Raw genomic sequence first — 13,165 nt, forward strand, 5'->3', positions numbered from 1 at the left:
TTCAATGATTCCCTATCATTCAACTCGTATTATCTTGATCAGTGAAACCGCAGAAGATGATGTTAGTGATTGTCGGGGAGTTTGCTTATAAGGACGTTGCTATGCACAGTAGTCAAGAGAAGTTTATGTCGGTCAATGTAAATACGGTGACTGGCGTGGTGGAATTTCCTGTTTACTTTATGCGTGGTGGAACGTCGACTGGGCTGGTGATTTGGGAAGGTGTTGCGCCGCAAACTAAAGCGCTACGCGAAGAGCTGCTGCGGCTCATTATGGGGTCGCCCTTGTCTGGCTCGATTCTCAATAATAACCAGCTTAATGGGTTAGGGCGTGGTACGCCGACAACCAACAAAGTGTTCTTTGTTGCTGTGGCAGAGCAAAGTGATCAGCGAGTAAAATTAGTCAGCACCTTGGCTCAGCTGTCGTCCGATCACGCGGACATCGACTGGAGTGTCAATTGCGGCAATATGTCCTCTGCTATTCCGTTGTGGGCGTTTGATCACGGCTTGTTACCGCAAGTGGATAATCCCGAGTTGGAGATATTTAATACCAATACTGAAGTGGCTACGTTAGCGCGCCTTCATTACAGCAAAGCATCGGGGTTTGCATTGACGGAGATTCCGGGAATTCATGGACGCTACCCAAGTGTCGATCTCTTTTTACAAAATCCGGTCGGGGCCAAAACTGGGTTGCTATTACCCACAGGCAAACCCAAGGAAACCATCCATGGTATTGACGTTACTTGTGTGGATGTTGCTGTTCCTATGGTGATCATAAAAGCGGAAGATGTGGGGATGGTGGGCGATGAAGCGCCAAGTGAACTCAATAATAACGCGCAGCTTAAACAGCAGTTAAGAGATGTTTGGGTTGAAGCTGGCTTGCGTATGGGGCTTAAAAATAAGCAGGGTTTACCAATGACAGTTGAAGAACTTCAGCGCAGTGAAACGATTCCTAAAATCTGTTTTATCTCTAAGCCAAAGCACCCCGAAGCAAATATTGCGGTGCGCTATTTCACTCCACAAAAGGCACACGCTTCAATGGCCGTGACTGGGGGATGTTGTCTTGCTTCAGCTTGTCTTATTGAAGGCAGTGTTGCCGCTGAGGTTGCCGACGGGATTCAAACTGTCGCGCAAGCAGATGGAACCCATGCTACTCAAATCCGCATTGATAACCCAGCGGGTATTCTAGAAGCCGTTATCCTTCATCAAGATTCTACCAATGGACTTGTTAATATTACGGGAGCTGCCTATAAGCGCAGCGCGCAAATTCTGCTGAAAGGGTGGGTGCCATTAATTGGAGCATCCGCTGAGCTCTGTGCTGAACTAGCGAAAATACGTCATTAGCCTGAGCCACATTGGAATACGTGGATATGATGAAAGATTGATGATCTCTGCTCATAAGTTTGTCCAAGATTTTGCGGATAATCATCTTGTCCACATTACGTTAATCTACACCTCAATAAGAGATAGGCTAGATTTAAGGTGGTTGGCCGAGTAAGGCAAGCATCAGAGCTTATCTTAATACGATTAATGAGAGAGATTGGAGCGTTCTTCAATGGAATACACTAAGTTAAATAACGGTCTTCAGATGCCAATGGCAGGGTTTGGTGTCTTTCAAGTCACTGACAAAGAAGTGTGTAAACAATCGATACTGGCAGCGATTCGCGCTGGTTATCGTCTAATTGATACCGCCGCCGTTTATGGCAACGAAGATGCGGTTGGCGATGCAGTACGTGAAGCGATTGCTGAAGGTTTATGTACTCGCGAAGAGTTATTCATTACCTCTAAATTGTGGGTGCAAGATATGGCAAGCTACGATACGGCCAAAGCAGGAATCGAAGCGTCGTTGCAAAAAGCAGGTTTAGACTACTTTGATTTGTATCTTCAACACCAAGCGATGGGTGATTATTTTAGTGCTTGGCGTGCGATGGAAGACGCTTACGAAGCGGGTAAACTAAAAGCGATCGGTGTTTCTAACTTCTATGCTCATGTTCTGGCGAACTTCTGTGAAACCGTGCGTATCACGCCAATGGTGAACCAAGTCGAACTTCATCCATACTTTGCGCAAACCGAAGCCCTTGAAACGATGAAACACTACAATGTTCAGCCAGAAGCATGGGCTCCATTAGGTGGTGGTCGTCATAACATTCATGACAGTCAAGTGGTACAAGGTATTGCTGCTGCTCATGGCAAATCGACTGCACAAGTGGTGCTGCGTTGGAACCTGCAACGTGGTGTGACGGTGATTCCTAAATCCACTCATGAAGAACGCATTAAGCAAAATTTCGATATTTGGGATTTTACGCTGACCGATGAAGAGATGGACAACATCACCTCACTGGATCTTGGCTACGTGGGTGAAGCCGTGAAACACTTCAACCCCGCGTTCGTTCGAGGCTGCTTAGGCGTGAAAATCCACGACTAGTTCGCACGCTAAATTCCTTTTCGTTCAAATTGAAAACACCCCAGCCGGACCCGGTTGGGGTGTTTTTTATTGGAAAGTGTTATGGAGAGTTTCTCTATCGGGCGTTGCATTGAATCAATAGCACTATTTTGTCCATGCTCGTTGCGAGAGCACAAAATAGTCCTCCATCACAGCAAGTTCTGACATCGGCTCCACTTTGCCTCGGTGGTAATTTAACAGCTAAAAGTCGCTCTGTGCTAGGTACGCGCTTTTTCCTCACTGCATAGGCTTTTGCCTCACAGCATAGATTGCCACGTCTTAGCATGGCGCTAGCTCAATAAATTGAATCAAGAGGTATCAACCGTGAATAGTCATGATGAATTGTTCGATACACCTGTCGATCGCGCGATGGCGAAACAAACTTCCGACGCACCACACAAGATCTCACTGCATGACGCCATGCTATTGGGTGAATTCGCGAAACAAAAAGCACTCGAAATGAATTTGCCGGTGGTTTTTTGCTTGATGGATGCCAGCGGGAACCAACGTTACTTCTTTTCTATGGAAGATGCCTTATTGGTGAGTCACACCGTTGCGGTTAAAAAAGCATGGACGGCGGTGGCGCTGAAAATGTCCACTCAGCAATTAGCGCAAGAGATACAACCAGGTAAAAGCCTATACACCTTACAAAACGACGCTAGCTTATGCTGTTTTGGTGGTGGTATTCCTTTGTGGAGTGGTGAGGTATTGCTCGGAGCTCTGGGTGTGAGTGGTGGCAGCGTGGAACAAGACGTTAGTGTCGCCCAATACGCTGTGACGCAATTTAGTCAGCGCTATTATTCGTTATTACCTGAGTAAACAGTTACCTGCATAACCGTTGTGGCTCAAATAACAGTGGCTTTGCAGAGTGTGTGTCCTAGCGGTAAGGAAAACCTGATATGAACGATGCAGAAATTGCTCAAGTCGTCGACAAGATTCTAAGTCAATACACCGAGCCTAAAGTTGAAACAGAGGCCACGCCTTTGGTTAGCGCTGTTAAAAAAGACGCTAAAAAAGTAGCCGCATGCGATCTTACCCGCATTGTGTCCCGCGCATTGGCAGAAACCTTACACGTGGATTCACATACTAAAAAATAACAACAGCTACTCAAATGGGCTTAAGCCAAGCAGGGGATGATTTAGTGACAGGCTATTAGTCGACAGGCATGGGGAATGGTTTAAATAAGTCACATCGCCTATCACTGCGACCGAATTCATTTACAAGGTGTGTTAAAGCATACCTGTTCATCATTTTTGGAGACATTGTATGTTAGAGAAAGGCTTTTCTAATCCAACCGATCGGGTGATTAGACTGAAAAATACCATTTTGCGTGCTCAGCCTTATGTGGAATCAGAACGCGCAGTGCTTGCCACCCAAGCTTATCGTGAAAACGAACAGCGACCAGCCATCATGCGTCGCGCCAAAGTGGTGGAGAAAATCTTCAATGAACTGCCAGTCACCATTCGACCTGACGAATTGATTGTTGGGGCAGTGACCATCAATCCACGCTCCACTGAAATTTGTCCTGAATTCTCTTTCGATTGGGTCGAAAAAGAGTTCGAGACGATGGCAACGCGTATTGCCGACCCCTTTGTTATTGAGAAGAAAACCGCCCAAGAATTGCATGAAGCGTTCAAGTATTGGCCGGGAAAAACCACCAGCGAATTGGCGGCATCTTACATGTCGCCTGAAACACACGATGCAATGAACAGCGGTGTCTTCACCGTAGGAAACTACTTCTTCGGTGGCATCGGTCACGTGTGTGTCGATTACGGAAAGATTCTTAAGGTAGGTTTTAGCGGCGTTATCGATGAAGTTAACCTCGCGCTAGCAAATCTTGACCGCACCAAACCGGATTACATCAAGAAAGAGCAGTTTTACCATGCGGTCATTATCAGTTATCAAGCTGCCATTAAGTTCGCTCATCGTTATGCAGATGAAGCAGAGCGCCTTGCCCAAATTGAAGCCAATCCTCATCGGAAAGGGGAATTAGAACAGATCGCGCAAAACTGTCGTCGCGTGCCTGAACACGGTGCGACCAATTTCTGGGAAGCCTGTCAATCCTTCTGGTTTGTGCAAAGCATGTTACAAATTGAGTCTAGTGGTCACTCTATTTCACCAGGACGTTTTGACCAATATATGTACCCATATTTGGCCGCCGATATCGATATTGATCCAACTTTCGCCCAAGAGTTGGTTGATTGCTGCTGGATCAAACTCAACGACATCAACAAAACCCGTGATGAAGTCTCTGCGCAAGCCTTTGCTGGTTATGCCGTGTTCCAAAACTTGATTGTGGGTGGGCAAACCGAAGATGGCTTAGACGCGACTAACGCCTTGACTTACATGTGTATGGAAGCAACGGCACACGTGCGTTTACCGCAACCGTCTTTCTCCATTCGTGTATGGCAAGGCTCGCCAGATGAGTTCCTATTCCGCGCTTGTGAATTGGTGCGTTTAGGCTTGGGTGTGCCAGCCATGTACAACGATGAAGTGATCATCCCGGCGCTACAAAACCGCGGCGTATCGCTGCATGATGCGCGTGATTACTGCATTATCGGCTGTGTTGAACCTCAAGCGCCACACCGCACTGACGGATGGCATGATGCGGCGTTTTTTAACGTGGCCAAAGTGCTTGAAATTACCTTACATGGCGGCCGTGTTGGTAACAAACAGTTGGGTCCGGTTACCGCAGAAATGACCCAATTCACCGACATCGAAGCGTTCTTTACTGCCTTCAAAACGCAAATGACCTACTTCGTACATAAACTGGTTGAAGCGTGTAACAGTGTCGATATTGCCCACGGTGAACGTTGTCCTTTGCCGTTCCTTTCTGCCATGGTTGATGACTGTATCGGTCGCGGTAAATCCCTGCAAGAAGGGGGCGCTATTTATAACTTCACCGGGCCGCAAGCATTTGGGATTGCCGATAGTGGTGACTCGGTTTATGCGATGCAAAAACAGGTCTTCGAAGATAAGAAGCTCACTATGGCCGAACTCAAAGAAGCGCTGGATGCGAACTTTGATTTCACTCTCGAACACGTTGAGCCCGTGAACAAAATGTCGCTGACTGAACAAGAAATCAATGCGGTGGTAAAACGTATCATGGCAGATAATGGCGAGTTGACGCCTGCTGCAGTGAAAGAAGAAGTCTACCGTCAATTGTCACAAGCCAATGCACCAGAGCCTCATAGCATGTCTCGCCATGAAGAGATCCGCCATTTTCTGGAAAACTCCCCTTGTTTTGGTAACGATATTGATGCCGTCGATTATGTCGCTCGTCGTTGTGCATTGGTTTATTGCCAAGAAGTGGAAAAATACACCAACCCTCGTGGCGGTCGTTTTCAAGCGGGCATTTACCCTGTATCAGCCAACGTGTTGTTTGGTAAAGATGTTGCCGCATTGCCTGATGGTCGTTTGGCTAAGCAGCCTTTGGCCGATGGGGTGTCGCCTCGTCAAGGTAAAGATATCTTAGGGCCAACAGCAGCGGCTAACTCGGTTGCCAAATTGGATCACTTTATTGCGTCTAATGGTACGCTCTACAACCAAAAATTCTTACCAGCTGCGCTCGCTGGTGAAAATGGGTTACGTCATTTTAGTGGCTTGGTGCGTAGCTATTTTGATAAGAAGGGAATGCATGTTCAGTTCAACGTCATTGACCGAGAACTGCTGCTGGATGCACAACAACACCCTGAAGAACATCAAGATTTGGTGGTTCGTGTTGCGGGATACAGTGCCCAATTTATTGTGTTAGCGAAGGAAGTCCAGGACGACATCATCAGTCGTACTGAACAGACTTTTTAAGGCAGAGTCCCTTTTAGGCCGTCTTAGTGCGGCCTATTTTTTTGCAATGAGAGCCCTCGAGATGAATGAAGTCAATTACAACGCAGAAGGAACTCTGTTCAATATCCAACGCTATTCGATTCACGATGGACCGGGGATACGCACGATTCCTTTTTTTAAAGGCTGCCCTCTATCGTGTCAATGGTGCAGTAATCCAGAATCGCAACGGCTCAAACCTGAGCTGATGTTCAATAAAATTCGGTGTGTCCATTGTGGTAAGTGTACAGACGCATGCCCAAGGCAGGCGATAGCCTTTACTCATCCCTATTTTGTGGATCGTGAAAAATGCAATCAGTGTGGTGAATGTGCCGATGTATGCCCAACCCATGCATTGGAAATGAAGGGCACGCGGATGAGCGTGGCACAAGTGATCGATGCACTGAAAAAGGAAGAAACACTTTTTCGCCGTGCGGGAGGAGGAGTGACGCTCTCGGGCGGAGAGCCGCTAACCCAACCAGAATTTGCCCGAGAGCTGCTTAAAGCGTGCAAAGATAAAGGGTGGCATACTGCGATTGAAACGACCGCTTACGCACCGAAGCGAGTAATTAAAGAGATCTTTCCCTTTATTGATGTTGCCTTAACCGACATAAAAGCGATCAATCCTTTTATTCATAAGCGTTACACCGGTGTCGACAATCGCATTATTTTGGAAAATTTACTGCGTATTGCACAGATCACTCAGCTGGTGGTGCGAGTGCCGGTCATTCCGGGCGTAAATGATAACATTGAAGAAATTCATGCGATTACCGAATTTGCCAAGTTGCTGCACGGCGTGGATACGCTACATTTATTGGCGTATCACACCTATGGTGAAAACAAATACGCGCTGCTTGGCCGTATTTATCCGATGAGGGAAACAGCGCTAGTTAGCGAAGAGAAAATGGAGCAGCTTAAGGCCGAAGTTGAAGCGCAAGGTTTCCATTGTCAGATCGGTGGCTAATCACTGATGGTGGCAGAGGCTGGTTGAGATGTGGCGTGGCGTTGCCGATAGGCAGAGGGCGTCATTCCCACCTCTTTTTTAAAGATGCGACAAAAATAGTTGGCATCTTGCCAAGCCAGTTCTAACGCGATGGTGTTCACTTTAAGATCGCTATAGTGCAATAACGCGCAGGCAATCGCGATTTTGCGCCCGGTAATGTAGTTGGCAACGCCAATTCCTTCGCTTTTCTTAAAGGCACGGCTTAAATAACAGGCACTAACAAACGCGTGCTCGGCTATCTCAGCTAACGTCAAGTTGTCGAGAATATGTCGTTCAATATGCAGTTTGGCGCGCTGCAAAAATTCGTTACTACTCGATGGCGGTGTGCCTTTCTCCGTAAATATCTCACGGCTTAATTTGATTAAAGAAAGAGTCAGATGCGCGTATACCGCTGGCGTCAGACCATAGCGCTCGACCTCTTGGGCAACTCTTTGGAGTTGATTTTGTACCGCAGCATATTGCTCAGTGAGCGAAGCAAGGTGATGACTGATGATGTCGAGAAGTTCTTTGATTTGTAGTCGAGCATCCTGTCCTTGCTTCGTCTGCCGGTAAGCCTGATTGATCTGTTCTACTAGATAATCATGCCACTGAGCGCATGCGCGGTTAGCCAATAGATCAGCAATTTTTTGTTCAATGGCGCGCGCAGCCGACACCGCTTGCGAATCGATACCTAAAGTACGTTTGATCGTATTGGTGAGCGTACTTTTTTTCACCGGTTTTAGCAGGTAGTCTTCCACGTGCAGGCTCAACATGCTGCGCACAATATCAAAATCGTCATTCGCACTGGTCACCACCACTTTGGTATCGCGGTCTTTGGCTTTGAGATATTCAATCACCTCTTTTCCATTGGGAAGTGGAATATTGATATCAACAAACATCATGTCGATGTGATTTAACTCATCAATAAGCTCTATCGCCTTTTTCCCTGTAGACGCTTCATGCAGCACCGCATTATCCACACACTGCGCAATAATGCGGTGGAGTGATTCAAGTTCGATGGGTTCATCTTCCACAATAACAATATTGTACATAATGCACCTCGCGATTGGACTATATAGATTCTGTTGTAGTGGGAAGCGTAAGCGGATAGTCGTTCCCTTCATCGGCTTATAAGGGCTGGATAATTCGAGTTTGTAATGATCGCCAAACAGTAACTTCATGCGGTTCATAATGTTAAAAATACCGATGCCGCCTTTTTGTTGATTGCGCTCTCCCGACAAAATAAGCTGGATATTTTCGGGGGAAATACCATCGCCATTGTCTTTTAGCTCGAGAATGACGTTCTCTCCGTCATCTGTTGCTTTAATGGATAATTCACTGACGATTTCCCTTGGTTCAACCACGTAATTAAAGAAGTTTTCGACTAAGGGTTGTAATACTAAGAATGGGCATACCACGTTTAAATAGCGTTGTGGAATGTCGATAGAGTAGGTAAAGCGATTTCCCATACGCACAGTTTGAATCGACATGTACTTTTTCACGTAGTCCAATTCTTGATTGAGCGTGATCAGTCCCTGATTATTTTTGCGCAGCAGATAGCGCATCATGTCGGAAAAATCGTGCACCATGGTTTCGGTGCGTTGCGCCTCTTCCAAAAAGGCGAGCCGGCCAATGGTATTAAGCACATTAAATAAAAAGTGTGGATTGATTTGATAGGAGAGCGCTTTAAACTCCGCTTCATGTAATGAACGCTCTATTTCCATTCTTTTTCTTAATTCATCGGTTAATTCGAGTTCCTTTTGTCTTAACTCGCGTTGAATATAAGTATTATGAGCTTGCTCTACCAGATAGGAAGCCACATTAAACAGTGTGTAGGCCGTCGATTCGAACCTATCGTAAGGTATGCTTTGGGCTTTGTTATAGAGTGCTCGATATTTCTCGTCGTGAGTGAGATCTCTATTTTTCTTGAGAATATAGGGAACGCGTTTTTGCTCTTTATCTTCAATTTTGACTTGCCCAGAGATAAATGCGCCCAAATAACGACCGTTGATCATAATGGGAACGGCACACTCAACGAAGCCACAATAGCAGCGATAGACCGCAGGTTTACCGGATTCCATCGCTAGTTTACCGCCCGCAGCATCGCTTTGATAACACTGCTTTTTTTGGTTGGGATCTTGTCTAGCGTGCTCACAATATTCACAAAAACCACTTGGTTGAGTGACAGGGACTCCATATTCATCCACGACCACTAAAGCAATCATCATCGATTTACTAAAGTTGTCTTGCAGGGTCTGAAGCCTGTCAATGTTCAAATATTGTTGGAGTTTATATTGGGCGTTCATTATGTGAGTCACGAGCGTTAAAAATGGCAGAAGAACCGTCTTGCACTATAACGGCGCACTCATGTCTTAACGTTGAGTGTGTTCACACTAAAAGAAACAATATGCGATAAGGTCAATGATAAGGCGATGGTTAATATTTAAGTTATTTAGATCAATTAATTATATTGATCTAAATAATATTAATGCCTGCTTATTTAACATGAAGTGTGATGTTCTCCCAATTTGCCCTTACTAATAGCATTTATCGTCATTCGTATGGGAGCGACTATCGACGATGTAAAGGTGACCTATTCTTAAATTTCATTTGGACTTTAATCAGGATAATCATCACTCCGCCCACCCAATAATAAACCGGTGCACCCCAGGCTGTTTTTTCCGACCAAGTGTAGTGCCACAGCATCAGTATTAGAGCTAGGTAAACAAGGTTATGCAGTGTTTGCCAGCGGCGACCGAGTTTGCGCCGGATGGCGTTGGGGGAGGTGATGGTTAAAGCGAGCAAAATGAGTAGGGCACTAAAGCCAATCGTAATATAAGGGCGTTCGGCTATGGTTGCGCCAAGTTGGCTGAGGTTGAGACCCAAAATAAAGATGGCGAAGGTGAGAAAATGACACAGCGCGTAAACAAAGGTGTAGACGCCGATTAAACGGCGAAAACGTATCAGCTCACCACCGAAATACCGGCTCAATGGGGAAATCATCAGGGTGATAAGCAATAAGTTTATCGCGCCAAAACCGGTAAAATGTAGCAGCCCAGCAACCGGATCAGCACCCAACTCATCTTGCACGCCGAGCCAAAAGGTTAAGATGAGCCAACCAGCGGCGACAAAATGAATCAGGCTCTTGGCCGTGACTCTTTGCCATGAAGTGAGCTTTAAGGTCCAACGCATTGCCATATCAGTAGAATTTCCTTAAATCCAAGTTGCTATACAAGCTCGCGACTTCGCTATAGCCATTAAAAAGCTGCGTATCGATGCGTTTCGTCGAGAGCAAACCGCCTGCGGTAATGCGCCTTTCGGTTTTTTGGCTCCAACGCGGATGATCAACTTCAGGGTTAACGTTAGCGTAAAACCCGTATTCATTGGGGGCGAGTTCGTTCCACGTTGAACGAGGCTGTTTGTCGGTCAAGCGAATGCGCACAATGGATTTGATATTCTTAAATCCGTATTTCCAAGGCACCACAAGGCGAATCGGCGCGCCGTTTTGTGGCATTAAGGTTTTGCCATACAGACCCACGCTCATCAAGGTTAAAGGGTGCATTGCCTCGGCAAGCGTTAACCCCTCAACATAAGGGTAATCTAAGCCGCCGCCGACAAAGCGACTAGCTTGTCCAGGCATCTGTTTAGGGTCGAACAGGGTTTCAAAGGCAACATACTTGGCCGATGACAGGGGATCGGCTTGCTTAATTAATTCGCTCAGCGGAAAGCCAATCCACGGAATCACCATTGACCAAGCTTCAACGCAGCGCAGGCGATAAATACGTTCTTCAAGTGGGAAGCGTTTAACCAAATCATCGTAACTGAGCTTAATGGGACGACTCACCAAACCGTCGATATCGAGTGTCCAAGGGTCCACTTTAAACGCCTGTGACATCTTGGCTGGATCTTCCTTGCTGGTACCAAATTCATAGAAATTGTTGTAGGTCGTCACTTTTTCGTAAGGCGTCAGGGTTTCTTGCGAACCGTACTTTTCCGGTTTTGCAAAGCTCAGTGGTTGAGTAACGAATGGGCTGGTAGGCGTCTCTTCCGTTTTATTAAATAGGCTAAAGGCTTGGCTGCTGGTGGGCAGCAAGCTACCAAGGCCGATAAAACCTAAGGATTTTAAGAGTGTTCTGCGTTGCAAATAGACGTGTTCGTCGGTGACATCGCTTTCGGTTAGTTTGACGCTGGGCTGAAAACGCTTTTTCATAACACTCCTCACTGAATGCTTCATTTGGGTTCAATGCTTATTAGACGTAGACAACGCGTTAACCATTACAGTTGCAACGAAAAAAGTTTAATCAACGTTGTTTTGCTTTCCTTGACTCATCAAGCTTAGAAGAAAGTGAGCTTGTTGTACGTAAAAGGCGACAAGTTAGAGTTTGATCCTGCCACTTTGCGGCTTAGTAGAGAGTTACAGCGCACGGCCTATTTTCACCTGCAATTTAAATATTTAATCCTAAAGGGCTTAAGGTAGAGTGATAAATCATGTGTGTCTCATCGCTATTGGGTGAAATGAATGGCTTTCACACTCTGAGGCACCAGATGAACTTGGTTAAAGGATTAACCAAATAGACGTTTTACTTTTGCTGCTTTGGGCTGATGAAACCAGCTCTGAACATGCGGCCACCGTCAGCGAATACACAAGGAATGTGTTATGAAATGGATACTGGCTTATTTTGATCTTTGCCTCCCTTCTGGGCAATGGGGTTTACAAAGTACGCATCGTCATGCAGGGGACGAAATGCTGTTTTGGGCATAGTGAAATCGAGAAAAGGCGTGATGCTAGTTTCTGGGTGAGGTGATTAAAATTCGAGCTGAGTGGCAAATTTTATCTTATTGAATCGATAGAATAATTGTCATCTCGCCTTTTGTTCACCTAATGTTGAGTCTTCGCTATGAATCAGTTTCTTGGCCCACTATCGTTCGTGTTTATCATCGCTTTGGCATTTACTTTAAAGAAAGTGGGCTTTATTCAGCCTGAAGAGAGTCGGGTGGTGAATAAGCTGCTGATGAATTTGGCGCTGCCTTGTACCATCATTGTGACCTTTGCTTCGCTTCGCTCCACCGAAAATTTACTTCAAGTGTGCCTATTTGGTTTCGTTGCCAGTTTACTGCCCATTTTAGTGATTTATCGCATGACGACCAAAATGGCGAACTACAGTCGCGCCGTGGTGATGCTCAATATCAGTGGTTTTAACATCGGCTGTTTTGCCTTGCCCTTTGTGCAGCTCTATTTTGGCAATGAGGGTGGCGTATTAGCCACGATTTTTGATACGGGTAATGCGCTGTTAGTGACGGGTGGGTCTTATGTGCTGACACAGTATCTGCTACCGGAAGCAGACGGTGAGCGCATGACCATGAAAGATGTGCTGCGTAACTTGGCGCAATCGGTGCCTTTTGTCACTTATATCGTGATGTTTACCTTGGCCTTTTTAGGTTGGAAATTGCCTCACGCCGTCAACCAAATGCTCACTCCTATTGGTGCCGCCACCCCTTTCTTAGCCATGTTTATGTTAGGGCTTCTCTTTAACCCCCATGTGGAATTAAGTCAGCTCAAAATCGCTCTGGGATTAACCGTATTACGCTTGTGTTGGGGAACGCTTTTTTCCGTCACCGCTTACTACTGGCTGCCGTTTGATCTACTGACTCGCCAAGTTCTTTCCGTGGTGGTCTTTGCGCCGGCAAGTGCACTTGCTCCTATCTATTCAATGAAACTCAAAGCCGATGTTCAGCTCTCTGCGTTTACCAATAGTCTGACGATCATCAGCGGTGTCGCCATTATGAGTACGCTCTCTATTTTGTATACCATGGGATAACACGCGTTAAGCCCAGTGAGTTGCGAAGGTGATGGCTTAACGCAAAATTGAGCTGACCAACGTTGTGAATGTCACAAAGAGCGGTAAAACAGGGTGTTATTGCCAT

At 46.1% G+C, this 13,165-nt stretch carries 10 protein-coding genes; 7 read left to right on the plus strand and 3 right to left on the minus strand.

Translation table 11 applies throughout. The annotated features are described in order from the left end of the window. Positions 1–101: 101 nt before the first annotated feature. From OCV11_RS20075 to OCV11_RS20100, 6 genes are all read left to right on the plus strand, one after another. A complete protein-coding gene (locus tag OCV11_RS20075) occupies positions 102–1,340 on the plus strand; it encodes a PrpF domain-containing protein (RefSeq protein ID WP_261897784.1) in 1,239 nt (412 codons plus the stop codon). Positions 1,341–1,551: 211 nt separating this feature from the next. Continuing rightward, a complete protein-coding gene (locus tag OCV11_RS20080; protein WP_261897785.1) occupies positions 1,552–2,421 on the plus strand; it encodes an aldo/keto reductase in 870 nt (289 codons plus the stop codon). 342 nt (positions 2,422–2,763) lie between these two features. Beyond that, a complete protein-coding gene (locus OCV11_RS20085) occupies positions 2,764–3,258 on the plus strand; it encodes a GlcG/HbpS family heme-binding protein (protein ID WP_261897786.1) in 495 nt (164 codons plus the stop codon). An 80-nt stretch (positions 3,259–3,338) separates the two neighbouring features. Next, the gene (locus tag OCV11_RS20090; RefSeq protein ID WP_261897787.1) at positions 3,339–3,536 is read left to right on the plus strand and encodes a hypothetical protein; all 198 of its coding nucleotides are present in this window, start codon (positions 3,339–3,341) and stop codon (positions 3,534–3,536) included. A 169-nt stretch (positions 3,537–3,705) separates the two neighbouring features. Continuing rightward, positions 3,706–6,243, plus strand: coding sequence for a glycyl radical diol dehydratase GrpM (grpM, locus tag OCV11_RS20095; protein WP_261897788.1), 2,538 nt, complete (start codon positions 3,706–3,708; stop codon positions 6,241–6,243). 61 nt (positions 6,244–6,304) lie between these two features. Next, positions 6,305–7,222, plus strand: a complete 918-nt coding sequence (locus OCV11_RS20100) for a glycyl-radical enzyme activating protein (protein ID WP_261897789.1) — start codon at positions 6,305–6,307, stop codon at positions 7,220–7,222. Here OCV11_RS20100 and OCV11_RS25015 read toward each other — a convergent pair. From OCV11_RS25015 to msrP, 3 genes are all read right to left on the minus strand, one after another. Next, positions 7,219–9,546 (minus strand): PocR ligand-binding domain-containing protein, encoded by a 2,328-nt coding sequence (locus OCV11_RS25015; RefSeq protein WP_315972766.1) that lies wholly within the window; start codon positions 9,544–9,546, stop codon positions 7,219–7,221. The two genes, OCV11_RS20100 and OCV11_RS25015, sit on opposite strands and share 4 nt — an antisense overlap. 265 nt (positions 9,547–9,811) lie before the next feature. Continuing rightward, the gene (locus OCV11_RS20115; RefSeq protein ID WP_261897790.1) at positions 9,812–10,438 is read right to left on the minus strand and encodes a protein-methionine-sulfoxide reductase heme-binding subunit MsrQ; all 627 of its coding nucleotides are present in this window, start codon (positions 10,436–10,438) and stop codon (positions 9,812–9,814) included. 1 nt (position 10,439) lies between these two features. Further along, the gene (gene msrP, locus OCV11_RS20120) at positions 10,440–11,450 is read right to left on the minus strand and encodes a protein-methionine-sulfoxide reductase catalytic subunit MsrP (RefSeq protein ID WP_261897791.1); all 1,011 of its coding nucleotides are present in this window, start codon (positions 11,448–11,450) and stop codon (positions 10,440–10,442) included. 688 nt (positions 11,451–12,138) lie between these two features. On the opposite strand from msrP, the gene OCV11_RS20125 reads away from it, so the two are divergent. Then, positions 12,139–13,059, plus strand: a complete 921-nt coding sequence (locus tag OCV11_RS20125; RefSeq protein WP_261897792.1) for an AEC family transporter — start codon at positions 12,139–12,141, stop codon at positions 13,057–13,059. The last annotated feature ends 106 nt before the right edge of the window (positions 13,060–13,165 follow it).

The sequence above is a fragment of the Vibrio porteresiae DSM 19223 genome, from assembly GCF_024347055.1.
Lineage (GTDB): Bacteria > Pseudomonadota > Gammaproteobacteria > Enterobacterales > Vibrionaceae > Vibrio > Vibrio porteresiae.